23 protein-coding genes are annotated in these 26,384 nt (G+C 38.8%); 8 read left to right on the plus strand and 15 right to left on the minus strand.

Features of this window, described 5'->3' with window-relative positions; genetic code table 11:
• Positions 1-376: 376 nt before the first annotated feature.
• From PN471_RS21655 to PN471_RS21670, 4 genes are all read right to left on the minus strand, one after another.
• On the minus strand, positions 377-1,177 hold the full coding sequence (locus PN471_RS21655; protein ID WP_028090657.1) for a transposase: 801 nt from the start codon (positions 1,175-1,177) through the stop codon (positions 377-379).
• Between the two features lie 184 nt (positions 1,178-1,361).
• Positions 1,362-1,925 carry a YHS domain-containing (seleno)protein gene (locus PN471_RS21660; RefSeq protein ID WP_028083765.1) on the minus strand — a complete coding sequence of 188 codons (564 nt, stop codon included), beginning with the start codon at positions 1,923-1,925 and terminating at the stop codon, positions 1,362-1,364.
• Between the two features lie 262 nt (positions 1,926-2,187).
• Positions 2,188-2,637, minus strand: coding sequence for a hypothetical protein (locus PN471_RS21665; protein ID WP_271778594.1), 450 nt, complete (start codon positions 2,635-2,637; stop codon positions 2,188-2,190).
• Positions 2,638-2,802: 165 nt separating this feature from the next.
• Positions 2,803-4,851 (minus strand): FHA domain-containing protein, encoded by a 2,049-nt coding sequence (locus PN471_RS21670; RefSeq protein WP_271778595.1) that lies wholly within the window; start codon positions 4,849-4,851, stop codon positions 2,803-2,805.
• Positions 4,852-5,071: 220 nt separating this feature from the next.
• On the opposite strand from PN471_RS21670, the gene PN471_RS21675 reads away from it, so the two are divergent.
• Positions 5,072-5,857 (plus strand): HAD family hydrolase, encoded by a 786-nt coding sequence (locus PN471_RS21675; protein WP_271778596.1) that lies wholly within the window; start codon positions 5,072-5,074, stop codon positions 5,855-5,857.
• A gap of 29 nt (positions 5,858-5,886) precedes the next feature.
• Here the strand turns inward: PN471_RS21675 and PN471_RS21680 are convergent, their stop codons facing one another.
• Positions 5,887-6,510, minus strand: a complete 624-nt coding sequence (locus tag PN471_RS21680) for a tetratricopeptide repeat protein (RefSeq protein WP_271778597.1) — start codon at positions 6,508-6,510, stop codon at positions 5,887-5,889.
• Between the two features lie 309 nt (positions 6,511-6,819).
• On the opposite strand from PN471_RS21680, the gene PN471_RS21685 reads away from it, so the two are divergent.
• The gene (locus tag PN471_RS21685) at positions 6,820-7,995 is read left to right on the plus strand and encodes a DNA double-strand break repair nuclease NurA (RefSeq protein ID WP_271778598.1); all 1,176 of its coding nucleotides are present in this window, start codon (positions 6,820-6,822) and stop codon (positions 7,993-7,995) included.
• A gap of 162 nt (positions 7,996-8,157) precedes the next feature.
• Here the strand turns inward: PN471_RS21685 and dacB are convergent, their stop codons facing one another.
• The 4 genes from dacB to PN471_RS21705 all read right to left on the minus strand — a co-directional run bounded on the left by dacB (position 8,158) and on the right by PN471_RS21705 (position 14,209).
• On the minus strand, positions 8,158-9,627 hold the full coding sequence (gene dacB / locus PN471_RS21690) for a D-alanyl-D-alanine carboxypeptidase/D-alanyl-D-alanine endopeptidase (RefSeq protein WP_271778599.1): 1,470 nt from the start codon (positions 9,625-9,627) through the stop codon (positions 8,158-8,160).
• A 1-nt stretch (position 9,628) separates the two neighbouring features.
• Positions 9,629-12,433 carry a replicative DNA helicase gene (dnaB, locus tag PN471_RS21695; protein ID WP_271778600.1) on the minus strand — a complete coding sequence of 935 codons (2,805 nt, stop codon included), beginning with the start codon at positions 12,431-12,433 and terminating at the stop codon, positions 9,629-9,631.
• 226 nt (positions 12,434-12,659) lie between these two features.
• Positions 12,660-13,118, minus strand: coding sequence for a 50S ribosomal protein L9 (gene rplI, locus PN471_RS21700; RefSeq protein WP_039201068.1), 459 nt, complete (start codon positions 13,116-13,118; stop codon positions 12,660-12,662).
• Between the two features lie 290 nt (positions 13,119-13,408).
• Complete coding sequence (locus PN471_RS21705; RefSeq protein WP_271778601.1) at positions 13,409-14,209, minus strand: tetratricopeptide repeat protein; 801 nt, start codon at positions 14,207-14,209, stop codon at positions 13,409-13,411.
• A 243-nt stretch (positions 14,210-14,452) separates the two neighbouring features.
• Between PN471_RS21705 and PN471_RS21710 the strand changes: the two genes are divergently transcribed.
• The gene (locus PN471_RS21710) at positions 14,453-14,752 is read left to right on the plus strand and encodes a 30S ribosomal protein PSRP-3 (RefSeq protein WP_015079494.1); all 300 of its coding nucleotides are present in this window, start codon (positions 14,453-14,455) and stop codon (positions 14,750-14,752) included.
• An 85-nt stretch (positions 14,753-14,837) separates the two neighbouring features.
• Here the strand turns inward: PN471_RS21710 and PN471_RS21715 are convergent, their stop codons facing one another.
• Complete coding sequence (locus PN471_RS21715; RefSeq protein WP_271778602.1) at positions 14,838-16,556, minus strand: WD40 repeat domain-containing serine/threonine-protein kinase; 1,719 nt, start codon at positions 16,554-16,556, stop codon at positions 14,838-14,840.
• 209 nt (positions 16,557-16,765) lie between these two features.
• Here PN471_RS21715 and PN471_RS21720 point away from each other — a divergent pair, with 209 nt between their 5' ends.
• Both PN471_RS21720 and PN471_RS21725 read left to right on the plus strand, forming a co-directional pair.
• Positions 16,766-17,734 (plus strand): orange carotenoid protein N-terminal domain-containing protein, encoded by a 969-nt coding sequence (locus PN471_RS21720; RefSeq protein ID WP_193895182.1) that lies wholly within the window; start codon positions 16,766-16,768, stop codon positions 17,732-17,734.
• 174 nt (positions 17,735-17,908) lie between these two features.
• A complete protein-coding gene (locus tag PN471_RS21725; RefSeq protein WP_271778603.1) occupies positions 17,909-18,358 on the plus strand; it encodes a DUF29 domain-containing protein in 450 nt (149 codons plus the stop codon).
• Between the two features lie 33 nt (positions 18,359-18,391).
• Here PN471_RS21725 and PN471_RS21730 read toward each other — a convergent pair whose 3' ends face one another.
• The 5 genes from PN471_RS21730 to PN471_RS21750 all read right to left on the minus strand — a co-directional run bounded on the left by PN471_RS21730 (position 18,392) and on the right by PN471_RS21750 (position 22,869).
• Positions 18,392-19,150, minus strand: a complete 759-nt coding sequence (locus PN471_RS21730; protein ID WP_271778604.1) for a peptidase — start codon at positions 19,148-19,150, stop codon at positions 18,392-18,394.
• Between the two features lie 12 nt (positions 19,151-19,162).
• Positions 19,163-19,396 carry a preprotein translocase subunit SecG gene (gene secG / locus PN471_RS21735; protein WP_193895190.1) on the minus strand — a complete coding sequence of 78 codons (234 nt, stop codon included), beginning with the start codon at positions 19,394-19,396 and terminating at the stop codon, positions 19,163-19,165.
• Positions 19,397-19,568: 172 nt separating this feature from the next.
• On the minus strand, positions 19,569-21,167 hold the full coding sequence (gpmI, locus tag PN471_RS21740; protein WP_271778605.1) for a 2,3-bisphosphoglycerate-independent phosphoglycerate mutase: 1,599 nt from the start codon (positions 21,165-21,167) through the stop codon (positions 19,569-19,571).
• 314 nt (positions 21,168-21,481) lie between these two features.
• Positions 21,482-22,351: a Uma2 family endonuclease gene (locus tag PN471_RS21745; RefSeq protein WP_271778606.1), complete on the minus strand. Its 870-nt coding sequence runs from the start codon at positions 22,349-22,351 to the stop codon at positions 21,482-21,484.
• 137 nt (positions 22,352-22,488) lie between these two features.
• A complete protein-coding gene (locus PN471_RS21750) occupies positions 22,489-22,869 on the minus strand; it encodes a Uma2 family endonuclease (protein WP_271778607.1) in 381 nt (126 codons plus the stop codon).
• Between the two features lie 275 nt (positions 22,870-23,144).
• Here PN471_RS21750 and PN471_RS21755 point away from each other — a divergent pair, with 275 nt between their 5' ends.
• The 3 genes from PN471_RS21755 (at position 23,145) to gloB (ending at position 26,251) form a co-directional block, all read left to right on the plus strand.
• Complete coding sequence (locus PN471_RS21755; RefSeq protein ID WP_271778608.1) at positions 23,145-24,842, plus strand: ABC1 kinase family protein; 1,698 nt, start codon at positions 23,145-23,147, stop codon at positions 24,840-24,842.
• A 46-nt stretch (positions 24,843-24,888) separates the two neighbouring features.
• On the plus strand, positions 24,889-25,269 hold the full coding sequence (locus PN471_RS21760; RefSeq protein ID WP_193895199.1) for a hypothetical protein: 381 nt from the start codon (positions 24,889-24,891) through the stop codon (positions 25,267-25,269).
• 208 nt (positions 25,270-25,477) lie between these two features.
• Positions 25,478-26,251, plus strand: a complete 774-nt coding sequence (gene gloB / locus PN471_RS21765; RefSeq protein ID WP_271778609.1) for a hydroxyacylglutathione hydrolase — start codon at positions 25,478-25,480, stop codon at positions 26,249-26,251.
• Positions 26,252-26,384 lie beyond the last annotated feature (133 nt).

Here is a 26,384-nt window from a genome sequence, read left to right on the forward strand (position 1 = left end):
CATATTTGTATAAGAGACAGGTACTCTTTTCTCTTCTCTAGACTATAACCCATAAGCGTTATACAAGATTATAAGTATTTCTTATCAAAAAATAAACAACCGATTTATTAGGCTTTGGCGATTTCATTACCTGTTATGGCAGTTTGTAGTATACCTGTAGTAAATTTGTAGTTTGGGGTTGAGGTACAAAATCCAACATCAGCGTCGCCTCTTAAGCGGGCTTTTAGGTTGGGTTGAGGTACAAAACCCAACATAAACGTCGGGTTGCGCTGTTGCTTAACCCGACCTACAAAAAATAGATAAAGTATTACCTGATACAGAAATGATTGATTAAATAGGCATAAGACAACACCTAAAAAACCTAGTTTATAGGTTGTCAATAATAAGAATAATTTTGCAGAAACTCCCCAACATGATGAGGATTGTAGCAATTAGCAAAGATAAACTTTTCCGCAATCTTGACTATTTCAGGATTATTTTCTCGCCAAAGTTCATATAATCTTTTAGCATCTTCATCTGTTTGCTTCTGTTGACTTTTTTTCTGATTTTTATGACCATTCTTTTTTTTATTTGTTAATTTAGGTAATAATTTATCCCCCCAATAAAACTTCTTAGCTTTTTTCTCTTGGGATTTATATTGATGACAGAACTTTTTATATTTACGACTACATTCCTCTAAATCTTCTCCTAAAGCTAAAAAAGCAGGGTGCCAAGTGGTAATTCCATCATCACCTAACCTTTCATAAACTCCATAATTACTAAAATCATAGAAAAAACCATTTTGCATACCAGCAGCTTGGGGATTAGCATGAATATATCTGATAGTATTTAAGGCTCTGGTTATATCATTGTTAGAAAAACTTGTACTATGGTATCTTTTCTCCCAAAAATGTCCAGTTCTGTTTAACATTCGATTAAAACACATAGCAGAATACCAGTTAATATAGTGCATTATTTTGGGTATTTCTTCTGCCTTTTGTGGTTCAATTAAATAATGAATATGATTACTCATAATACAGAGGCTATAGAGTTTAAAACTATATTTCTCTATGGCTTTTTTGATGACATATAGAAATATTTGACGACATTCTAAACGGGTTAAGCGAAATTCTCTATTGTTACAGCGAACTGTAATATGATAGGAATAGTTACAATGAGTTTGAGTTTGTGATGACATGAAAAGTAATAAAATACAAGCAAGATGCTTGTGCTACTGTAACTTCAACAGGACTTACGCAAAATATCTCTCAAACCCTCTTTTCTTCGTTCTCTTCGTTCCTATGCCTTCGGTACGCTTCGCGAACGTGGTTCATTATTCCGTGACTTGTGCGTAAGTCCTACTAAAGTAGGACTAATGCTCATTAACGACGAATTTTTTTGGCTATACCAGGCCAATTTTGATCAGCTTTTTGAATATTTCCAGGAATGTCTTTTTCCCAGCGTTTTTGAGTGTCTAAATTAACATTTAAGTACAACTTACCGTTGACAATTTTCCAGGCATTAGGGTCAATAGGTGCAGTATATCCTCTACTGACAGCCCAAGCACAAAATCCTCCATATTGAGGAGCGTATTTTTCGGGGTTTTTAATAAATAAGTCGCGGTTTTCGGCTGTGGAAAATCGCCAATTTACATCCTGCCATTTATAGGTGAAATTAGCATTACCTGGAATCGGTTTTCGTTGTTGAAAATAGGCTACAGCATCAAAACCTTTTAAAACAAAAGAGTCTTGGACATTGAACACTTTAGCAGCCAGCTTTAAAGGGGTATTCTGCCCTTGAATAGCATTTGGAGCAAAATTACCATTGGCAGCGGGTTGAAGGCTGGGAATGTGGGTTGTAGTGGTTGCTTGAGAACGACAACCTAAAGTTAATCCCACCATGAATATTGAGGATGTGATGAAAGCGAGAAAGTTCTGGTGATTCATAAAAATGTTTATTTGTTTTAGGACAATATCAGGTTCTTACCCTACCCTAAGCTGTTGTGCATTTAATTTGTATAATTCTTGCGGGCAAGATGCCCGCACTACAAGAAATAACAACATTAGGATTATTGGATCTAGCTGCGTAATAGCTTAACCTTCCCCTTTGCAAGGTGTGGACTAAGGGGGGTAAATTCCAGTTTCCTCAAGAGGGAATTTTTTGAACAGATGTTAAATGGAATGATGGAAAAGTGGCAAGAATTAATTTCTAAGAAATTCTCGGCCATTTACCTATCCATTCCCCACCGCGAAAACGCCACCGGGGAAATAATAACCGCATGACTACCCAAGCAGATAAGTAAACTGCTAACCACACTAAACCATAATGTGAAATAAATCTGGTTAGGTGAAATTCGGTTTTAGAAATATGCGGTAAACCGATATTGGCAATTATTAAACCCAGAAATACCCCTTCTATAACTCCTGCACAAAGTTGAAATATTCCGGGCCAGTCATGGTCCCAGAGATATTTTTGCAGAAAATCGTATAGGATATCCCAGGCAATGCCAAATAAACCTACATAAAACACAACCCAAAAGTAAACTAAGTTGGAGGCATTGCCTAAATATCCTTGATAAAAAAGCAGAGAAACTAACATTCCCACTGTTGCTAATAAAAAAATTCGCGTTTGCCAGCGTCCGAATAAGGTTGGAGTCATGATGATATGAGAAGTCGTGTAAATTAAGGTTTTTAGAAAAAATTCAGAAGAATTTAGGACTTACGGATGAGTCACGGAATAAGGAATAACGAACCACTGAGGCACGGAGGACACGGAGAAATGAGGCTTTGAGGAATATTTTCTGTAAGTCCTGGAATTGAAAAATTAAGGCTTTTGATTCAGCGCCCATTTTAGCCATTGCCAAAGGGAATAAATTCCTTGAATATAACGGACTCCTGGGGCTTTTACAGCCGCCAATGCTTCCATAGAACGATGGGCAGCATATTGTAGTCCTAAAAATGTGTCTACGGGGGCGTAGGGACCGCCTAAGGTGATAATTCCTGCCCCATATATGCGAGAACGACCATTTCGCAGTTTTTTGATTTCAAAGTTGTTTTCTACATGAAAACGTCCTTCTGGGTTAAAATCTAGGTCGTAATGCAGTATTAGGTCTTTTAAAAATGGACTTTCTAAAGGATCGGAAATTAATCCTGTACAGTCAATCACAAAATCAGCGGTCAGGGTTTTTTGACCTTTGTTAGTGACTACATGAGTAATAACTTGACCTTGGGAATTACGTTCTAGTTTGGTGACTACACCATAACGAATTTCATACCATTTCTGAGCTATTCCTTGACGAACAATGTCCCGCCATTTTTTGCGACTGGCTGTGGTTGTTCCCCCCCAACCCTGTAATAATTCCCGTCGTCTTAACGGGTCAGCGGCTTCTAACATTGTCCGCATATCACCGCCCCAAGTTCCTTTTGGCCAGTTGAAAGGTTGAAATTCCCAATCATTTTCTACGTAGCGTTTAGCTTGCTCAAATTGATTACCTTTGCGCGGTTCTCGGTTTAAATGAATTACCTGAATATTACTTTGCATTTTTCGGGCTTCATACAGCCTTTCTAATATTTGTGAGGCGACAATTCCTGACCCCCGAACAACAATAGTACCGCCTCTTTTTTCTAATTGTTGGTAAATATGATCATGGGGTTCATAACCTTGAACTACAGTTCTCTTATTTCCTGTTTCTTCGGGATATTGCCGACGATATTTTTCCAGGTCTGGTAGTAGTTTAATGGCGGGATAACCTGTGCAGAGATGGATATATTTAGCTAATAAAAATTGGTGATTTCCGTCCTCTTCGTTGGAAGTGGAATAGGCAATACAATAACGCCCGTCTTCCGTTTGTCGTAGACTGCGAATACTGCCATATTCTAACATTTTACCCCAACTAATGCGATCGCTCTCCCGGTCCATTGACTCAAATACATCTCGTCCGCGAGGGGTGTAGGTATCTGCATAAACAGGTTCAGCAAAAACTTGCCACAAAAATCCTAAAGCTGCACCAACTTGTCCAGAAAAAAAGGCTCTCCAAGCATCTCTTAAGGCATATCCTGGCCATCCCCAAATATTATCAGGACAGGAATCTGAACCGGAACGAATTCGTTTATGTCGGGGAATTTGACAATTTTTCAGTAGGCTTTCATAGCGTTTATAAGGTTTGTCTTGAACACTCAAAACTTTAATATTTTCCGGTTTAACTCCCGCAATTCTCAACATATCCACCCAAACAAAACTGCCCATACCTCCCCCGCAGGCCACATATTCTGTTTCTCTGACTAAAATACCACTGCGACCAATAGCTTCTAAGGAAACCTTTTGTGCATTCCAAAAGTTGAGATTATAGGGAAAACCCGCAGGTTGACTAGGTGCAGCATCGGGAGTTTGCTGTTCTAAGGCATCTGTATAAGGGTTAAAAATGATTGATGATCCAGAATCTGGTGACTTCCGCACCCTAGATACGGGAATAATCTCAGTTTGGGGGTTAAAAATTGTGGAATTATTTTTCAGTACAACGGTAGCATTCTCATCCCCGGCTTGAATGAGAATAACGGTAATGGTATGATTACCTATTGCCAGTCTATCCCTACTGTTTAAAGTCCGACGTTGTTTAAGTAGTTTTTCACCGTTAACTTCAGTGCCATTGGCGCTCTTGTCTTCTACATAAAGCTGATTGTTTTCTAAGGTAATTTGAGCATGAAACCGAGAAATTTGCTTATGAGAGTCTAATAAAACTACAGGAGTCACCGTTTCACCGTTGATAACCGCAGGAAATTGAGTTATATCTCGTCCGATAGCTACCGGCAGGGTAAAAACCTGTTCTTCTTGCTCCTGTGTTAGTTTATTTTCGGAAATCAGCTTGATTTGCATGGTTTTGATACTCCTATTTACACCTTAATATCTGATGGTCTGGCTCGGTTTGAGTCAATTGATACTATTAATACATCAATATTTTCCCCTATTTCCATAAAAGTACCGAAAAAACTTTAAGAAAACTTTATTTTTTATTCCCTATTTCAGAGGTTAATCGCTACATATCCTACTATCAAGGTGCGGTAAGCTAACAAAAGCAGTTTTTACCCTCAGAACAATGACAGCAAATAGTCCGACGATTTTGGCTTTAGACTTTGATGGAGTGGTTTGCGATGGACTAATTGAATATTTTGAGGTAGCATGGCGTACTTACTGTCAAATCTGGTCGCCGGTTAACGACACACCACCGGATGATTTAGCTTTGAGATTCTATCGCTTACGTCCTGTAATTGAAACAGGTTGGGAAATGCCCGTTTTAATTAAAGCCTTAATTGAGGGGTTTTCTGATGATCAAATTCTCCAATCATGGACAAACATCACTCCCCAGATCTTAGCAGCAGACAATCTAGAAGCAAAAGCAGTTTCGACAAAATTGGATCATCTACGAGATGAATGGATTCAGACAGATTTAGATGGTTGGTTAAGTCTGCATAGATTCTATCCGGGTGTGATAGAAAGACTCAAAATAACTCTTAAAAGTGAAATACAGTTATATATTGTCACCACCAAAGAAGGGCGATTTGTCAAGGAATTATTACAACAAGAAGGAGTTTATTTACCACCGGAAAATATTTTTGGTAAAGAAATAAAGCGCCCAAAGTATGAAACCTTGCGTGAATTAATCAAGAAAGCCAATATCCAACCTGTGAGTTTATGGTTTGTGGAAGATAGATTAAAAACATTACAATTAGTCCAACAGCAATCCGACTTAAATTATGTCCAACTTTTTCTCGCAGATTGGGGTTATAACACTCAACCAGAACGAAAAGCAGGGAAAAATGATCCCCGTATTCATTTAATATCACTTTCTCATTTTAATCACGATTTTTCTACTTGGTTATAATCTAGATCCCCTTTCATATCCCCGACTTCTTAGAGAAGTCGGGGATCTATTTTCTCTATTTTCTCAATCAGATCAATTACTTCTTGGTAATTAGAAATTCTTTTTTGTTGTTGAAATAAATTAGCTGCTGTTCTCAAATCAGTAATTGCCCCCTGCTTATCACCTAACTTATTGCGAGATATCCCTCGATTTTGGTAAGCTTCAGGGAAGTTAGGATTAAGAAGTAATGCTTGATTAAAATCTGCGATCGCACCTTTTAAATCTCCCAAATCATGACGAGTAAATCCTCGATGATTGTAAATACCAGGATAGTTAGCATTAAGACTGATTGCTTTGTTATAATCTGCAATTGCCCCTTTTAAGTCTCCCAACTTATAGCGAGATATGCCTCGTTTATAGTAAACTTCAGGAAAATTAGGATGTAACCGTAAAGCCTTATTATATTCTTCAATAGCCCCTTTTATGTCTCCAAATGTATGACGGTTAATTCCCTGATGGAAATATACTATTGCGTCTTTCAGATCAGATTGTGCTAACAGTGATGATTTGATTCTAACATCGGAAATATTTGCCAAATTTTTAGCACCCACTTTTGGACTATATAATATAGTTCCTAATATGAGAGTTGTAATTGTTAATTTCCATTTTTTCATGACGCTATTTTCCCAATTATTAGCATACAGTTGTTACAGCAGTTTCCAATTATATGAGTTATACTGCAAACGGTTCATAGTTTAACCAAATATGAAACCCCCCTGGTAAACCTCTCCCCGCAACGGGGAGAGGCTTTGAACCTTGTTTTTTGTATGATAAAAAAAGTCCAGCTTCTAGCGGTTTTGAGTATATATCTTAGCCCCCTCATCGCTTGCGGGGAGGGGGTGGGGTTCTTGTACCTCATAACATCGGGAAGTGCTGTAATTATATAGTATTTATTTACATCAACACAAATACACCCAACCAGTATGCTTGATTTAACAAAAATATCGAGACAAATGCAAGGTTTCAGTCAACATTTAACTTCAGAGGTGGCTGCAAGTCATCAGCGCTTGGAGTTAGCACAACAATATTTAAAAAAGGCGTTTGAGTGTCAAGAACAGTTAGTTAAACGTCAGGAAGAATGGCGAAATCGGATTATTTTTGCGAATGCTACACCCATTGAATCTCTCGAAACCTGTATGACTATTCCTGTTCCCCCCAAAGTTCATACTGTTATTTCTACAGATGGTTCGCAAATTGCCCCAAATCATCATGAAATTGCGTATTGTTACTTGCTAAATATTGGGAGAGTGGTTTTGCACTATGGTCAAGATCTTCACCCTGTTCTCGACAGTTTACCAGAGGTATTTTATCGCCCTGAAGATTTATATATATCTCGTCAGTGGGGCATTAGAACGGATGAATGGATGGGTTATCGGCGTACCGCTTCTGAGGCTACAGTCTTGGCAGAACTGGCTTGTAGTGCGAAAACAGCAGCCCCAGTCTTAGCGATGATAGATGGTTCGTTAATATACTGGTTTTTAGATCAATTACCGATGGAGGCGCGGGATATGATTTTACCTCCCGTTTTAGCAGCTTGGCAAAAACTCCAACAAGCCAAAATTCCCCTCATGGGCTATCTTAGTGCCTCTCGCAGCACCGAAGCCACCAACTTTTTACGCTTTTTAGCTTGTCCTCACCCTGTCCCCGATTGTATTACCCATTGTCCCAATCAACTAGAATACGTACCTTGTAAAAAATTTGAGACTTTGCGCGATACCACTATCATGACCACCCAACTTCAACCCGGACAACGGGGACCCCTATGGCGGAGTAATGCCCGAATTTTAGAATTGTATAAGGAGCAAATTATTTATTTTTGTTACGTTCATGTCGGCACAGAAATTGCCCGGATTGAAGTTCCTGCTTGGGTTGCAGAAAATTCTATCATGTTTGATCAAGCACTAGGGCTAATGTTGGCACAGGTACAAAAAGGATATGGTTATCCTGTGGCGATCGCCGAAGCGCATAATCAGGCTGTAGTCAGGGGTGGTGATAGAACCCGGTTCTTTGCCCTTTTAGAACGACAAATGATTAAAGCCGGGATCAAAAATGTCGGGATTTCTAACAAAGAAGCCAGAAAACGCGGCAGTATTGCCTAAACTCAGGTTGTACATGGAGTTTATCTTTTTGGTCATTTTGTGCGAAAGTATAGATATAAGTAAGTCATGGAATAACGAACCACAGAGGCGCAGAGAACACAGAGAAATGGGGGTTTGAGAGATGTTTTGCGTAAGTTCTGTCATTTACTCAACTCAATTATTTTAACACCGCTTTAATTCAGATAATAAAACTACAATTTCATCTATTGCTGTTCTCATGACTTTCCCCGGTTGTTCAGATTGATTTACCATAATACTAAAAACCAAGGGTTCATAATTGGGTGCGTTCATATATCCAGATAGAGTAGAAATTCCTGTCATTGAACCTGTTTTTGCTTGCACTATTCCCGCAGCCGCAGTATTAAGAAACCGATTTTTTAGACTACCTTTAACACCAGAAATCGGTAAAGAAGCCCGAAAAACTGATGCTTGAGGTGATTTATCAATTCTTTGTAAAACTTGTATTAACGCTGCTGGAGTCGTTAAATTTTTCCGAGATAAACCAGAACCATCTACAATAACATAACCTGCTGGCGCAACTCCTAATTGAGTTAAGGTTTCTCTGACAACTTGTAATCCAATATCAGCCGTATTTTGATTTTTTTCTTCTGGTTTCTTAATAGCCAAACTTCTAAGCAAAGCCTCAGCATATAAGTTATTACTATTCACATTTGTCTCTAGCAATAATTCTGATAAAGGTGGAGATTCTACTGTGGCTATTTCTTTTTCTTGTTGATTTTGACTAAGATTATTACTTACAGTTTCTTTAACAGTGATTCCCTGTCTAGATAAATTTTGGCGAAATTGTCTGATAAAATTAGCAACTGGATCAAATACGGCTAAACCTGTAATTTCTGGTTGGGAATTTATAGCTAATTGTCCTTTGATTCGCAGAATTTGTCCTTTTAAATCACGATTTACTTCTACAAAACTGGGTTTATCGGCTTCAGTAGTGACAGAATTATTTTCGATTTTCCATTGATATGCTTCTGTTGGTTCTGTCCATTTTAATTTTAATGGTTGTCCAATAGTTTGGGGTAAAAAAGTTAATATAGAGGCATTTTCATTGAAAATAAAACTGTTAATTGGTGCGCCATAATCAGCTTGAATATCTTCCCATTCCCAACTGGAATTAACTACTTCACCTTGCCAATAACTATCATCAGCAATTAACTGATTAATTTGCCTAATTCCCTGTTGATATAGTTGTTTTGATAATATTATTAACTGAGTATTTTTGAAACTTGGATCTCCCCTTCCCACTACACGCAAAACACCATTACCTTCATCATAAATAGAAGTACGAATCCGAAAATCTGCCCCTAATTGTTGTAATGCTGCTGCTGTAGTAAATAGCTTCATATTAGAAGCAGGAATAAAATACTTTTGGCTGTCTTGACTATAAAGAATCTTTTCTGATGATAATGGTTTAACTAAAATCCCCCAACGGACTCGACTAAATTGAGGACGATTAATAATATTATTAATAGCTGATGGTAATTGAGCAGAACAAATTGATTTTGTATTCGTAACTTCTGCAACTGGTGTTTGCGCTTGGGCTATTTTTTGAATACTACCAATATTAATAGAAATAAATATTAATATCAAGCTGAAATAATTCTTTTTTGACATATTACCAACTTGGTTTAGCTAGATTTTTAAACTTTGTAAATTGTGGATCAAATAATAGTTTAACTGTTCCTGTTGGTCCATTCCGATGTTTAGCGATTATTACTTCGGCAATTCCTCTATCTGGAGTATCTGGTGAATAATATTCATCACGATATAACATCATTACTATATCCGCATCTTGTTCAATTGAGTTATGAACAATAATATTATTAGCGATAAAGTTATGTAATTTATCAACTGTTAAATCAAATACTTCTTCTTCTCCATCAGGTATAATTGAAACAATCTCATCCCAATAAATATCACTGTTGGCAAGAGCAATTAATTGTTGTTGCAAATTTAATTCATCTAATCTTTTCCACCCATTAATAGTTAAAAATTTATGATTACCAGTAGCACGAATTTTTCGACCTAACCGAGTTGTTAATGTAAATACAGGTTTGATACCTGTAGAAAAAGCGTTACTAACAATAGCTTTTTCTAATTTCATTGTCCTTTCATTTAATGCCCAAATTGTAAAACCAGATTTACCTACTAAATCTTTAATCGGTATTTGGATTCCATGATCAGCTAATGTTACTAACGTATCTCCTGTTAAACATCCTGATTCTCTCAAATCAGATAACATGGGGCGTTTATTAGTTCTTGCTTCTACTCCGCGACTTAACTGTGATAAGGCAATTATGGGTACAGATAATTCTCTGGCTAAACTTTTTAAAGAACGGGTAATTCTCGATAATTCTTGGACACGGTTATCACTACTACCTTCCATTAATTGCAGGTAATCAATTACTATTAATCCTAAGTCTTTAGTTTGTTCGGCTTGCAATCGTCGCGCTTGACTTCGCATTTGTGTAACTGTAATATTTGCCGTATCATCAATAAAAATTGGCGTGTCTGAGAGTTTATCAATGGCACGGCTTAAAGGTTCCCATTGGGTTTGACTAATGCGGCCGCTTCTTAAATAACTACTTTCAATTCCGGCTTCACTAGCTAATAGTCTTTGGACTAGCTGTTCTTTGGACATTTCTAAACTAAAAACTGCAACTGCTAATTGATAACCGGCTGCAATGTTATGAGCTAGGTTAAGACAAAAGGCGGTATTGTGAACACAAATATCATTAGCAATAAAGTTGTGTGTTTCAGGAATTGTCAAATCATAAACTTGTTTGTTACCAACTGATTCAATAGAAATAATTTCATCCCAATATACATCACTATTTGCTAATTGCTGAAGTGGTAAATTATCTAAAGTAGTGGCTAAAATCCATAATCTTTCTCGTGTTAATGCCCTTTTACCGACATGAATATTTGTATAACTTTTAATTCCAGCCCGTTTTGCTAAACTACTCCAAGTTTCCCTACCTTTAGCGGCTGCTATCTGTTCCCAAATTTGTACAGGTATTAAGTCACGATTAGTTTGATATCTTTTTTGAGATATTGCTGCTGTAACTTTTGCTAATGCTGCTTCTTTGCTAAAAATGCCAATTTCTGCAATGAAGTTTTTGATAGATAAGGCATCAGTAATATCTAATTGCCATGCTGGTCTACGGGTATTATTATATTTGACAAACCGTTTTTTTAAGGACGCAATAATACCAAATCTTAATAACAAATGTTGAATTTGTCTTGCTAGTTTTTCGCTGACTGTGCCATAACCTAATTGTGATTGACCACTATTGAGTAGGGTAGCCCAGCCGTTAGTGGCAAAGAGACGATTGATAAATAAGGATAATTGTGGTTTTTCTAATTTAAAAACAATTGGGGGAATTGTTTTATCATCACTATTTTTCAGCGAATCAGCTAATAATTTGACTTCACACTCGCGGATGGTTTCTGTTCCAAATACATCTATTTTCCGAGGGATGGCAATCTTATTTCCCGCTTGTAAATTTTCTAATCTTTGCCAGCCTTTAATAGTTAAAAATGGGTGAGTGATTGTGGTTTCAATTGCCCGACCTAAGCGAGTTGTGATGCGGAAAACTGGTTTAATTCCATCATCTACAAATGCAGATGGTTGGGTAAAGGTAAATTTCCAATCATCATTTAATGTTAATAATGAACCTTGCCGTTGCTGATATAATTCTTCAATTGTGGCAATTTGTCCATCTGCTAAAACGATTTCTGAATCATAACTGAGACATTTTCCCATTGACGGCCTCCCAGCGACGATAATTAAATCAGAACGCTGAAAACCGCTAGTCATGGCATCTAAATCATAAAAACCACAAGGTATTCCCGGTAATGCAATCCCTTGATGACGAGTTTCAATATCTTGAAAAGTATTAATTAAAGTGTCACCAATATGAACTAATCCTGATTGGGTTTTTTGTTGGGTGACGTTAAAAACTTTTTGTTCGGCATTGTCCAGAACAATTGGTAATTCTGTTTCTGTTTCAAAACCAAGATGGACAACTTCATTCCCAGCTTTGATTAATTGCCGACGCAGGTATTTTTCCATGACTAACCCGGCTAAGGCATCAATGTTGACTGCGGAAACTGTCCGGTCTACTAATGTTGCTAGTTTGTTTCTGCCACCAATTTGGGTTAATTGATCGTTGTCTGTTAACCAACTGGTGATGGAAAGTAGGTCTGTGGGTTTTTGCTGGGTATGGAGACGGAGGGCGGCTTGATAGATAGTTGTATGGGCGCTAATATAAAATGCTTCGGGAACTAGGCGATCGCTCACTCGACCAATTGCCTCTGGATCTAGGAGAATACCCCCTAAGATGGCTTCTTCTGCCTCGATGTTTTGAGGTGGTAAACGATTACTACCATCACCTTGAAAACTTAGTTCTTCAGCCATAAAATTTTAAATGTTGGCGATTTTGGATTTTTATTTGATCATCCAAAACCAATATCCGAATTTTAGATTTTAAATTTTGGATTAAAGATTGAAAATTCAAAAATGTCCGCAGTCGCTAAATTTATTCGAGGATAAATCTAAAATCTCAAATTAATTGATAAGCTCTTGGCTTAGTTGCTGGAGTCCATCTAAAATCTAAAATCTAAAATCCAAAACCGTATCACCGTTAGTTAGAGACGACTTCAATGTTAATTACTGCTGTTACTTCAGCATGGAGTTTGATTTCCGCTTTGTAAGTACCCAATTGGCTGATATCGGGAATGGTGATACCGCGACGATCTATTTCTAGATTAGCTGCGGCTTGAATTGCATCTGCAACATCTTGGGTAGTAACAGTACCGAAAATAGCTTCATTTTCCCCAACTTGCTTGGCAATTTTTAAACCAGCAATATTTTCTAAAGCTGTTTTTTGCTCAGTCGCTTGTTGTTTCAGTTCTAATTGTCTTTGATATTCTTTCTCACGTCGGCGTTCTACTTGTTTGAGTAGACCAGGTGTAGCGCGAGCGGCTAAACTCTGGGGAATGAGGTAGTTACGAGCATAACCGGGGGCTACTTCTACCAAATCGCCGAGTTTTCCCAGCTTGGTAACATCTTTTGTTAAAACTAATTGCACACGTTTCGCCATTGTTTTTTGCTTTTCTTGGTAAAATCTTCGTTATTTGGGTGTCCCAGGGTGGCTCATAAAAGTGTAGCTTGACCCTCAGCGACTTTGAACGTACCCACAGCCTTGACATTGTAGCTAATTTGGGGGAGCGATCGCAATACTAAATGCTAGAAATTTGCAAACAGCAATAATAACTCCTGGTTTGCTTGATTCAGCAAGCCCTCCTTAACTGATATACAACTGATTTTTCTGTTCCCAGTTAAGAGTTCCCTGTCTCAACGAGTGAATTTAATTTTGTCCGACTACTTGATTTATTGTAGTTTCAAGAATCTATCCAAAGCTGCTATCATACTTGGTGGCCAGCGACGGATATTCCTTACCCAATTCATATCCTTATAACGGGTATCTAGTCCATAGGCTGCTACCCAATTACTTTCTGCCTCTCCCCGATTTCCCGTCACCCAATAAGCGGCTGTTAAAGCAGCACGCATATCAGCAAATTGAGGATATTTACGGACTATATTCCGCATCTCCCGGATAGCTTGATCTGTTTGATTAGTTTCATATAAAGCCAGGGCATAATTAGCTCTAGCAAAGGCAAAATTTGGGGTAATTTCTGTGGCTGTTTGGAAATCTAAAATCGCTTCTTGCCATTTCCCTAAACCTGTTTTAGCATTACCACGATTATTGTAAGCCATAGCATCTTGAGGATCTAATTCTAAGACGCGATTATAATCAGCGATCGCCTCCTCCCATCTTCCCAAACCTTCCAACGCCGTCCCCCGATTCAAATAAGGATCTGTCACATTAGGCGCAAGCTCTATAGCTTTGTTATAATCCATCAATGCGGCTTGTAACTTATTCTGGCTGACACGAGAATTACCCCGATTACTCCATGCTCCCGCATTAGTCGGAAATTTTTCAATAATTTCTGTCCAATAAGCTTCCGCCGTCACAAAATCACCCTGATTCGTAGCTACAAAAGCCTTAGTCGCCAATTCATCCCCCACTTGCAACTCCTGGGCAGTAATAGGTTGAGATTCTGCCATAACTGGTGTATTCCAGCCAAAAACCAGTAATAGACCCAGAAAAATACCAATTAGTTTAATCATCTAACTCTGACGTGATATGCAACAAAATTAATCATATAGCAGAATACAGAAAAACCCGTAGGGGCGCAGGGCCTGCGCCCTCCATTGTATTTCATGAGAATGTCGCCCTCCATTGTATTTCAGAAGAACGAGAATTGCTGTAAAACTAATTGCCACCACAAATGGTCAATTATTCAAAGATTGAGTTAAAATAAGGGGTCGCAAACTTAGTAAGTAAAACCCGGATATTCCCCGGAGGTGTAATTGACCAAGTTCATTTTGAAAATTCTCTGGTTAGACGAAAACGTCGCCCTAGCAGTAGATCAAGTTGTAGGTAAAGGTTCTAGTCCCTTAACCAAATACTTTTTTTGGCCCAGAAATGATGCCTGGGAAGAGTTAAAAAAAGAGTTAGAATCCAAACACTGGATTACAGATGTTGACCGGGTAGAGTTGCTTAACAAAGCCACAGAAGTGATTAACTACTGGCAAGAAGAAGGCAGAAAACGCCCAATGGCAGAAGCACAGTTGAAATTTCCAGAGGTTGCCTTCACAGGTAGCGCCTGATGATTTTAAATTGGTAATTGGTAGTGGGTGATTGGTAATGGGTAATGGGTAATTAAGTCAAATTATCACCTGTCACCAGTCCCCATCATCTTCGCCACAATTTGATTGTCTTGTCCTTACTACCACTGATAATCAATTCCCCATCACCCCCCATAACAACGCTAGATACCGAGTCTACATGACCGACAAGACTAGCAATTTCTAATTTTGTGCTGATTTGCCAAATTTTCACCGTTTTATCCCAACTGCCACTAATCAGCGTTTCTCCATCAGCACTAAAAGCTACAGCCACTACTGACCAAGAATGGCCTGAAAGTGTACTAATTAATTCATCAGTGCTAACATCCCATAATTTGATTGTATTATCACCGCTACCAGTGGCTAACAAATGAGGATCAGTGGGACTAAAAGCCACTGTCAAAACTGCCCAAGTATGACCCAAAAGAGTTGTTAATAAGTGAAAATTTCCGTTTTCTAATTTCCAAACCCGAACTGTGCGATCATAACTAGCACTAGCTAAAAGCTGTCCTTGGGGACTAAAAGCTACAGCATTTACTTGTAATTTATGCCCTGTTAAAGTATTTAGTGCTAACCCTGTATTTACATCCCAGATTTTAATAGTTTTATCCCAACTACCACTAGCTAAAATTTGTCCATGAGGATGAAATGCTAGGGATTTAACAGCGTGGGAATGTCCTGTCAAACTATGAATTTTCGTTAATGTCTTCACATCCCATAAATTGATAGTTTGATCATCACTAGCTGTGGCTAAAATTGTATCATTATGATTAAAAATAACTGCCGTTACAGATTGAGTATGTCCGGGAAAGTTCCTGATTAATTGCTGATTGCTTAAATTCCATAATTTAATACTTTTATTATCTTCACCACTAGCTAATATTTTGCTATCATGACTTAATGCCACAGTATTAATGGAACTATAGATTTTATTTTCTAGAGTATAAGCAAGTTGCCACAAATGACTTTTTTCTATGGATAATAAAGGCAAATAATTATCTTTAATGCCTAAATTATAGATAAGTTGATCTGCTGATTGCCAACGTTCTTGTACATCAAATTCCACCAACTTATCTAGGGTTTGTCCTAAATGTTCACTAATTGGATATGTGAGATAATCTTGCCATATCCAGCCATTACTAGTCACATCAAACAGTTCAAAAGGAGAAATCTGAGTAAGTAAATAAATACAAGTTACACCTAAACTATAAAGGTCACTTGCGAAAACTGCTTTACCTTGTGCTTGTTCTGGAGAAATATATTCTGGACTACCAACTAAATGATCTGTATCTTCATTGATATTAGCAAACTTCATATTCGCAAAATCTCCTAAAACCAAATCATCTAACAAATCTTGATTTTGGTTCTTAGTCCGCACAATAATATTTTCTGGTTGAATATTGCGGTGAATAATTTGATGATCATGAATAAATCTAATCACCGGCAATAAACATTTTAAAATTTGCCAAATCTGAGTTTCCTGAAAACTACCTTGCTTTGCTAATAAACTAGCTAAATTATCACCATCAATAAATTCTTCAATTAAATAGTAATATTCATTTTCTATAAAATGTGTGATTAAAGTTGGAATTTGCGGATGTTTACCTAATTCCGTTAATTTCTGTACTTGAAACTGAAAAATTTCTAGCGGTTGATATCGAGACGAAACTTGATAAACAACACAATGAATTGGCGGAAATTGACTTTCATCTACAGCTAAAAAGGTCTGATAAAATCCCCCCTTACTAATCTGTTTAATTAAACGATAACCTTCATTAATCAACACAATTTAGCTCCTAAATTCCTCTCTGCGCCTCTGCGTGGAAATAAAGTCTCTACCATTAATTACCTATTTTGTCAATTAGTGATTCCTATTATTTACAAAAATTAAGATTATCGTTACATTACTTTGCATAAGACATAAGTTCATGATGAACATTTTTCGCTGATGTCTTGACAAGGACTAATAAACACATAATTTTGGAGGTTTCGACTGTGGCTTTAACTATCCAGTCTGCTCAAACTATTTTTTCCAATACTCAAGTTCCTAGTCCTATTCCCGCAACTATAGCGTTATTTGATCAACTGAACGTTGATGATAAACTAGCATATCTTTGGTATGCTTACACCGAAATGGGTAAAACCATTACTCCCGCAGCACCTGGAGCAGCACGGTTGCAACTAGCCGAAAGTTTGCTGACCCAAATTAAGCAAATGTCTCGTGAAGATCAAACCAAAGTTATGCGGGATTTAGCCAGCCGTGCTGATACTCCTATTAGCCGTTCCTATGGTTTCTTCAGCGTCAATACCAAATTAGCTTTCTGGTACGAGTTAGGAGAATTGATGAAACAGGGAATTATCACTCCTATCCCCGTTGGCTATCAAATGTCTCCTGGTGTACAATTTGTATTAGAAGCCACACAGAAACTTGATCAAGGTCAGCAAATCACCGTCTTGCGGAATACCGTAGTAGATATGGGATTTGATACTTCTGATCTTGGGCCTAGCAGTTATCCCAAAGCAGCTACAGAACCGGCTTTCCAACGGACAACTCCAGTGATTTCCTCAGTTAAAATTGATGGGATTACAGAACCTGCGGTCTTAGGCTACATTGAAGCCATGAATGCAGATAAGTTTGATGATGCGATCGCACTATTCACTACCGACGGTGCGCTACAACCACCATTCCAAAAGCCAATTATTGGCCGGGAAGCGATCGCTAAATATATGCGCGAAGAAGCACAAGGACTAAACATGATGCCCCAACAAGGTATCTGCGAAGTACAACCAGACGGTTCTAAACAACTGAAAGTCACAGGAATAGTCCAAACTCCTTGGTTTGGTGTCACAGTTGGGATGAACATTTCCTGGCGGTTTTTAATCAATCCCGATGGTAAAATCTTCTTCGTAGCCATTGATATGCTTGCATCTCCTCAAGAACTCATGAACCTCCGTCGAGTGTAATCAAATCATGAGGCTGTCGAAAATCAAATTTACTTGTAATTTCCACAGCCTCGCAATAATAGAGTCAAAGCTATTGACACCGACCCAGAAATTTGTTATTATGAAACCGATGAGGAAGAACTATCTCAATCATATAAGCGCAACCAATCAAGCCTCAAGCTAAGTCAGCAAATAATGAAAACAGCTATTGAGATCAACAAACTATATGAGTCTAATTACTCACAATGGCTAGAGGAGACAATTAAAAACCTCAAATCTCGTCAATTGGGAGATGTTGACTATGATCACTTAATAGAAGAGTTAGAAGAATTGGCGAAAACCGAAAAAAGACGAGTGAGAAGTTTATTAGAACAGATTATTAGACACTTATTACTTTATCAAAATTGGCATATAGAAAAGCCCAGAAATGCTAACCATTGGGCTGCGGAAATTATTAGTTTTCGTAATCAAATTAACGAAGAATTAACCACTAACTTACGCAATCATTTAGCAGAAAATATCAATATCATTTACAGCAATGCCTTAGATTATGTTCAAGTCAAAACCAAACTAACTAACTTACCAGAAATTTGTCCTTACACCTTAGATCAGATTTTAGATAAAAACTGGTTGCCTTCATCTTAAAATCTTACCTTTGCGCCTTTGCGTGAAATAAACTCAATTTGGCCCCAAACTAGTAGATTGTTCATAAACCCGTTTCAAAGTATTCACATCTCTGACAGAAATCAACGGCGGTTTGCGAACTTGAGAAAAATACATCGTATCAGTTTCTAGAAGACTATGACCCCAAATACCCAAAGCATGACCAAGTTCATGACGGGCTGCTGATAGTACATATTCACCAGTTTGACTAGGACTCAGCAGAATTGTAAACCTCTGAGATAAAATATTATTTTCAGTATATAAATCAAAAGTCGTTAAAGCCGAACGCGCCCGTAATATCTTACCATTAGGTTCACGTTGTAAGGGTGGTGCTTTTTGGAAGATTGTAATATCAGCAATAGCAGATTTTCCTACTATCTGCAAAGGTAAATAAATACTCCATTCTTGCACTGCTTGAGAAACACTATTAACCCATATTTGCCCTTGTTTTTGATTAATATCAGTTGGTGTTTCTATCTTCACTTTCACCGGAAAACGTGACCAAATTAAATAACCAACTTTTGTAGATTTAATTTGATCAAAATAATCTCCACTATTTGTTTTATCTTGCCATTGTGCCAGAGTTAATGGTAAAGGATGGGTTTTTTGGAGAACAGGAAGAGAAGTTGATAATTGAAAGTTTCTTCCCTGTTCCCTGAAAATGGCATTAACTTGAAAATTAGTTAAAACAACCAGCAGTCCTGTACTTATTGCTAAAGTCAGAACTGCTTTCAATCTTCGCCAAAAGTTTTGATTTTGGGTAATTTTTCCCATTTTCAGTTTTAATTATTTGGGCAACCAATTAGCACTTAAAACCACAGTTAAACCCATAAAAACTACTGTTAATGCCCAAGTAACTCGATTTAAAGTATTTTCGGCACTTTTGGTACTACTAAATAATTGTGCTTGTCCACCAATAGCACCTATGCCATCACCTTTAGGACTATGTAACAAAACGAGGATAATCAAACCGAGGGCGGAAAATGCCCAAATGCCTTGAATAATGTTAGTAATTGCCATATTAGTTGTTTGTCAGAAGTTATCAATTTTTGAGGTAAATTGGCGGTTAAAAACCGCATCTACACAAGCAAAAACCACTGTCGTGGGTTTCAAAATCTTGATTTTTTTTGAGTCCGCGCAGGCGGACTTTGATTGTGTAGCCGAGACTTCTAGTCGCCAGGGCTTTACGATTTTACAAACCTATTTGCACAGGAGTACGAGTTAGTTGTAAATCATATTCTGCGCCTTTCAGTAATGATCGCCCTGTCATTTCTTGTGGTTGGGATATTTGTAAAATATCCAGAATAGTCGGGGCAATATCGGCTAATTTGCCATCATTTCTTAATACCACATTTGTTCCATATCCGGGTATTTTGGCTTTTTCGCCTTCTACCAAAATTAAAGGAACTGGGTTAGTAGTATGGGCTGTCCAAGGATAACCGCCCTCATCTAGCATATACTCAGCGTTGCCGTGATCAGCAGTAATAATTGCTGTCCCACCTGCTTTACCAATAGCATCAATTAGACGACCTAAACATTTATCTACTGCTTCAATGGCCGTGACCGTCGCTGGAATTTGTCCTGTATGCCCTACCATGTCTGGGTTAGCATAGTTCATCACGACTAGGGAATAGATACCCTTTCTGATGGCAGCGATCGCCACATCTGTCACAGCTTGTGCTGACATCGCCGGGGCTTGATCATAGGTCCCCACCATTGGACTACTGACTAATTCCCGGTCTTCTCCCTCACAGGGATCTTCTAGTCCCCCATTAAAGAAATAAGTAACATGAGCGTATTTTTCGGTTTCAGCGGTTCTAAACTGTTTTAACCCGCGATTAGCGATAACTTCACCCAGAATATTACTCAGATTTTGCGGTGCGAAAGCCACAGAAACTGGCAATTCTGGATCATACTGGGTAAAAGTTACAAAAGAAAGTGGTTGAATAGGTTGTCTTTCAAAACCGCTAAAAGTGTGACTCACAAAAGCTTGAGTTAGTTCTCTAGCACGGTCGGGGCGGAAATTGAAAAATATGACCCCATCACCAGATTCTACCGCGCCCGGTTGTAACCGGACTGGGATCACAAACTCATCAGTCACTCCTCCCGCGTAAGCTGCTTGCAATACCTCTACAGCCGTGAGCCCATTGCCACCATTATCTGTTGTCATCACATCGTAAGCGCGTTGGACTCGATCCCAACGGTTATCACGATCCATTGCATAATAGCGACCACTGATGGTAGTGATTTCACCGATGCCAGCATGATTTATATAGTCTTGCAACTGCTGAATGACGTTGATAGCATCTGTCGGTTTAGTGTCACGACCATCAGTAATGGCGTGAATACAAACTTGTGAAAGTTGCTGTTCTTTTGCTAAGTCAAGTAATCCAAATAGATGGGTAATATGGGAATGTACCCCCCCATCAGAACAAAGCCCCACTAGATGCAACTTGCCATTAGCAGCACGGACTTCCTGGCAAATTTTGACAAGGGCTGGGTTTGCGGCTAAAGAACCGTCTTCTACAGCATCTGAGATCCGTACCAATTCTTGGGGTACGACTCGACCAGCGCCAATGTTCAAATGACCAACTTCCGAGTTGCCCATTTGACCTTCTGGCAACCCTACGGCTTTTCCTGATGTGCGAATGAGGGTGTGGGGATAGACTGCCCATAAACTGTCCATAATCGGAGTCTTGGCAGCGGAAATTGCGTTTCCTCGCTCTTCCTCACAGTAGCCCCATCCATCTAGAATGACTAGCACCACAGGAGCAACAGGTGCTTTGGTCATAGTAAAATTGCCCTTTACTTTTTGTAATACCTGAATAATACCATTGCTAACCAATTCTGGAAGTTAAATTCAGTCGGAAAAAATCTTAAATCCCAAATTTTGTTAACCTGATCAAGTAGGGGCGTGGTTTCCCCACCCTCTATTACGTGACTTCGGAGTTCGGAGATTGCAGCAGCGCTTTGCGATCGCCCTATTCTGTGAGATCATCAGGTTTCCCCACCCTCCATTAGATATCTCCAGAAATTAAATATGTCTATCCTATAACAGTTTAAAACCCTTGTAGAGACGTTCCATATAACGTCTCTACTTCGTCTCTATGGTATTAGATCAGGATTAATACCTAAGTTTTTTAGATATGCTGTCAGTTTTTCATTTTGCTGACGTTCTTCAAGTAGTAGTGCCTCAGCTTGTTGTTTAGCGATACGTTCCTGATCAGCCCGTTGTTGTTCCTGATCAGCCCGTTGTTGTTCCTGATCAGCCCGTTGTTGTTCTAAATTAGCCCGTTCATTTCCAGACAATAACATCTCACCATCAGCAGTCCACCAGCGCAACCAAGGTATTTCCGTATTTTGTTGGATACCTAACTCTACTCCCATTTCTGGAACTGGATAATGTCCCCTTTCATTTGCTGGCATTTTCTCATATTTCCCATCCACCAAATGATACACTTCAACTGAGGCTTTTTTAACCTCATAAATTGCATAAAAAGGAATACGAATTGCCCGCTCATATACCCAAAATTTACCCGCTTTCTTGGGTTCTCCGGTTTGTTCATCAATATCATTTAATGATGTCGTGTCTCTTTCTTCTGAACCATCACCAGAGACAAATTCTATGGCAATAAACGGGGCGACAATCTCTTTCCACATTACATAAGAACGACGATATTCTCCTGCTAGAAGAGGTTCGACATTGGGAACATAAAACCAATCTGGCGCTTCTGCCCCTTTGATTGGTGGTTCTGTAATTCGCCAATAGATACCGCTATCTTGTCCAATACAATAACGTCCGTCGGGATGTAGTTTTTGTAAAGTTGGTTCTATAGAAGTTGTGAGAATTATACTTTGAGGTAATTCTTGAAAATTTTTCACAAATGTTCCATCTGAATCTGGCAGTTGTGTGTGGTCGGGCAGTGTGATTTGATGATTAGTTGGTGGGGCAATTATTGGTTTTGTTAATACCATGACAACTTCATCCCCTTAAATTTATTTTTTCTAAGTTTAACACAATCTTTACCGCAGATAAGGATCGCCCTATTCTGTGAGATCATCAGGTTTTCCACTCTTGCAGAGACGTTCCATGTAACGTCTCTACTTTGTCTCTATGGTATTAGATCAGGATTAATACCTAAGTTTTTTAGATATGCTGTCAGTTTTTCATTTTGCTGACGTTCTTCAAGTAGTAGTGCCTCAGCTTGTTGTTTAGCGATACGTTCCTGATCAGCCCGTTGTTGTTCTAAATTAGCCCGTTGTTGTTCTAAATTAGCCCGTTCATTTCCAGACAATAACATCTCACCATCAGCAGTCCACCAGCGCAACCAAGGTATTTCCGTATTTTGTTGGATACCTAGCTCTACTCCCATTTCTGGAACTGGATAATGTCCCCTTTCATTTGCTGGCATTTTCTCATATTTCCCATCCACCAAATGATACACTTCAACTGAGGCTTTTTTAACCTCATAAATTGCATAAAAAGGACGCATTTACATAAACTTCTACAAAAATTTCAGTTATGAGTCATTAAGAAAATATAAAATACCCCAAATATGCACAAAAAGTTTGTACTTTTATAAAGTATAATTAAGAAAAAGATAAATAAATCTAGATAGATAGGCTTATTTGTTCACCTATTGCTCCTAGATCCGGTTAAAGTTTCTTTCTAAACTAAAAAGTACCATTTTCTGGTGCCAACAATTGAGTTAGCATTCAGAATCAAAGCGACGATGTACAATTCCCAGTTGAAGAGGCAAATAAAGGCGTGGGTCAGTATCAATCTGATGAATTAAAGCAGTATAACCCAGAGGCACTGCCCTGGGCAAGCGGAGCGATCGCTCGTTACTTTCGTTACCGTCCTTGGTTAGCCTGGGGACGACTACTGAGAATAATCTGGTCTTTTGCCGGATTTATATTCAGTCTCAAATGGGACGAATTTCTTGACCAGGTGGAGGAAAATCAGGGGAAACGCGCTACCCAGTTGCGAACCCTACTCACCAATCTCGGTCCGACATTTATTAAAGTTGGTCAAGCCCTCTCGACTCGTCCTGACTTAGTCCGCAAAGACTTCTTAGCAGAACTAATCAAGTTACAAGACCAGTTACCACCTTTTGATAATGATCTGGCATATCAGATTATTGAAATAGAATTAAATCGCTCAATTGGCGAAATTTTTCGAGAGCTTTCCCCTCAACCCGTAGCAGCCGCTAGTTTGGGTCAAGTTTACCGGGGTCGCTTACTCAGTGGCGAGGAAGTGGCAGTCAAAGTCCAACGCCCTAACCTCCGCCCGTTACTGATAAAAGACCTGTATCTCATGCGTTGGGTTGCCAGTTGGCTTGCTCCCTGGCTACCACTGAATCTCGGTCACGATTTAACTTTAATTGTGGACGAGTTTGGCACCAAGCTATTTGAGGAAATTGATTACATCAATGAAGGTCGCAATGCGGAAAAATTTGCCCATAACTTCCGTGATGACCCCCAGGTAAAAATTCCCTGTATTTACTGGAATTATACCAGCAATCATGTTTTAACCCTAGAATGGATTAATGGCTTTAAGCTCACGGATACTCAGAATATCGAAGCCATAGGTTTAGACCCAGAAGCCATCATTCAAATAGGTGTAACTACTGGGTTACAACAACTATTAGAGCATGGCTTTTTCCATGCCGATCCTCATCCGGGGAATTTGTTCGCTATGCCCGATGGTCGCATGGCTTACATTGACTTTGGGATGATGGATCAATTGGAGGAAACTACTAAGGAAAGTTTAGTTGATGCTTTAGTCCATTTGGTAAATAAGGATTACGCCGATTTAGCGGAAGATTTTGTTAAACTGGGCTTTTTGGCAGCAAATACTAATATTGCCCCTATTGTTCCTGCCTTAGAAGCAGTATTAGGAAATGCTATTGGTAAAAATGTCCAAGATTTCAACTTCAAAACCATTACCGATGAGTTCTCGGAATTGATGTATGAATATCCTTTCCGTGTGCCGGCAAAGTTTGCTTTGATTATTCGTTCTTTGGTGACACAAGAAGGAATTGCCCTCAGTCTTAACCCTAATTTCAAAATTGTGGAAGTGGGTTATCCCTATATCGCTCGGCGGTTATTAACTGGGGAATCTCCCGCATTACGACGACGGCTCTTGAATGTGTTGTTCAAAGATGGTAAGTTTCAGTGGCAAAGGTTAGAAAATCTAATTACGATCGCTCGCACTGATAGCAATTTCGATGTTTTACCAACGGCGAAAATGGGTTTAGAATTCATCCTTTCCGAAGAGGGTAAATTTCTCCGTCGTCAGTTGGTCTTAGCTATCACTGAAGATGACCGTTTGCACACAGAAGAAGTCCAACGTCTGTGGGATTTGGTCAAGGATGATTTACCACCAAATCGTTTACTTAATGTCGCCATTAGCCTGTTGACCGAGTTCTCGAAAGAAGGTGTAGCAGCTATTTTAGCCAAATAATCTGTTACCAAATAAAAACGAATTTTAATAACACTCAGGAGTTTTAATGTACTATTACCCTCTGCAACCACCCTACTTTTTACTATTAGTTGGTTTTTTCACGGCTTTAACTTCTGGGTTAGCTTTATCTGGGACATTAAAGGTAATTGTCCAGCAATGGCCACAAGATAAATCTCCTAAAGAAAAGACTAATACCCGTTCTTTTTATAAACAGTTGTTGGTGCCATTTATTGGTATTACTGGTGGTTCTTGCTTATTTCTTTGTTCCGGTTTTGAGATATTTGGTTTTCCTACGGGAATGGCTTTAAGTATAGGTTTACCAATGAGTTTCCTAACTTGCTTTTTTGTCTGGCGACAGTTGGGAGGTTTGCTGGATTATGTTAAGAGCGAGGGAATGCAATCTTTAGATTTAGATTCTTGGTCTTAGCAATATCATTAAGGGCGCAGACCCTGCGCCCCTACATTGTCAGAATCAGGATTTCCAGGATTTTAGGATTTACAGGATTAAAAAATATATTGTCAGAATCAGGATTTCCAGGATTTTAGGATTAATAGGATAAAAACAGGTATCTAATCACCAATTACCAATTAGCAATTACCAATCACCAATCACCAATCACCAATGAAAAAAGCTTATGGAAATCATTCGTTTGCCGGTACTTACGGATAATTATATATTTTTACTGCATGATCCAGCGCGGAATATTGCGGCTGTTGTTGATCCGGCGGAAGCACAACCAGTTTTAGATGAATTGGGAAAAATTAATGCTCAATTAGTGGCAATTTTTAATACCCATCATCATAGTGATCATGTGGGTGGGAATATACAATTAATGAAAGTATTTCCTGATGTGAAAGTTTATGGAGGTGTGGAAGACAGGGGAAGGATTCCGGGACAACAGGTGTTTTTAGAGGAAGGCGATCGCATCCAATTTAGCGATCGCACTGCTAATATATTCTTTGTACCTGGACATACTCGCGCTCATATTGCTTACTATTTCCCTCCAGTAAGTCCAGGAGAGCCTGGAGAATTGTTCTGTGGTGATACATTGTTTGCGGCAGGGTGTGGTCGTTTATTTGAAGGCACACCGGGGCAAATGGTAGATTCTTTAAGTAAACTCCGGGCTTTACCTGATCACACTCGCGTCTGGTGCGCCCATGAATACACTTTAAGCAATTTGCGGTTTGCTGTGACGGTGGATGCTGAAAATGCAGATTTACAAAAACGCTATCAAGATGTTAAAGCTCAACGGGATAAATTAGAGCCAACAGTTCCATCAATTTTAGGACTAGAAAAACTCACCAATCCTTTTTTACGTTGGGAAGAACCATCTCTACAAGCAACAGCCAAGAGTGATAATGGCATTCAAACCTTTGCCCGAATTCGCGGCATGAAAGATAATTTTTAGCTTAATCAGCAGAAGCCCCACGTCTCACTCTTAGGAGCGTGGGATGAATGCGCGTGAGTTGAGTTGCGTAGCCCAAATTGTATTTGAGCGTAGCGAAAACAAAGAAGGCTACAGCGACGAAACGAACAAAATA

Origin of the sequence: Aphanizomenon sp. CS-733/32, assembly GCF_028330045.1 — a bacterium.
Classification (GTDB): Bacteria; Cyanobacteriota; Cyanobacteriia; order Cyanobacteriales; family Nostocaceae; genus Dolichospermum; species Dolichospermum gracile.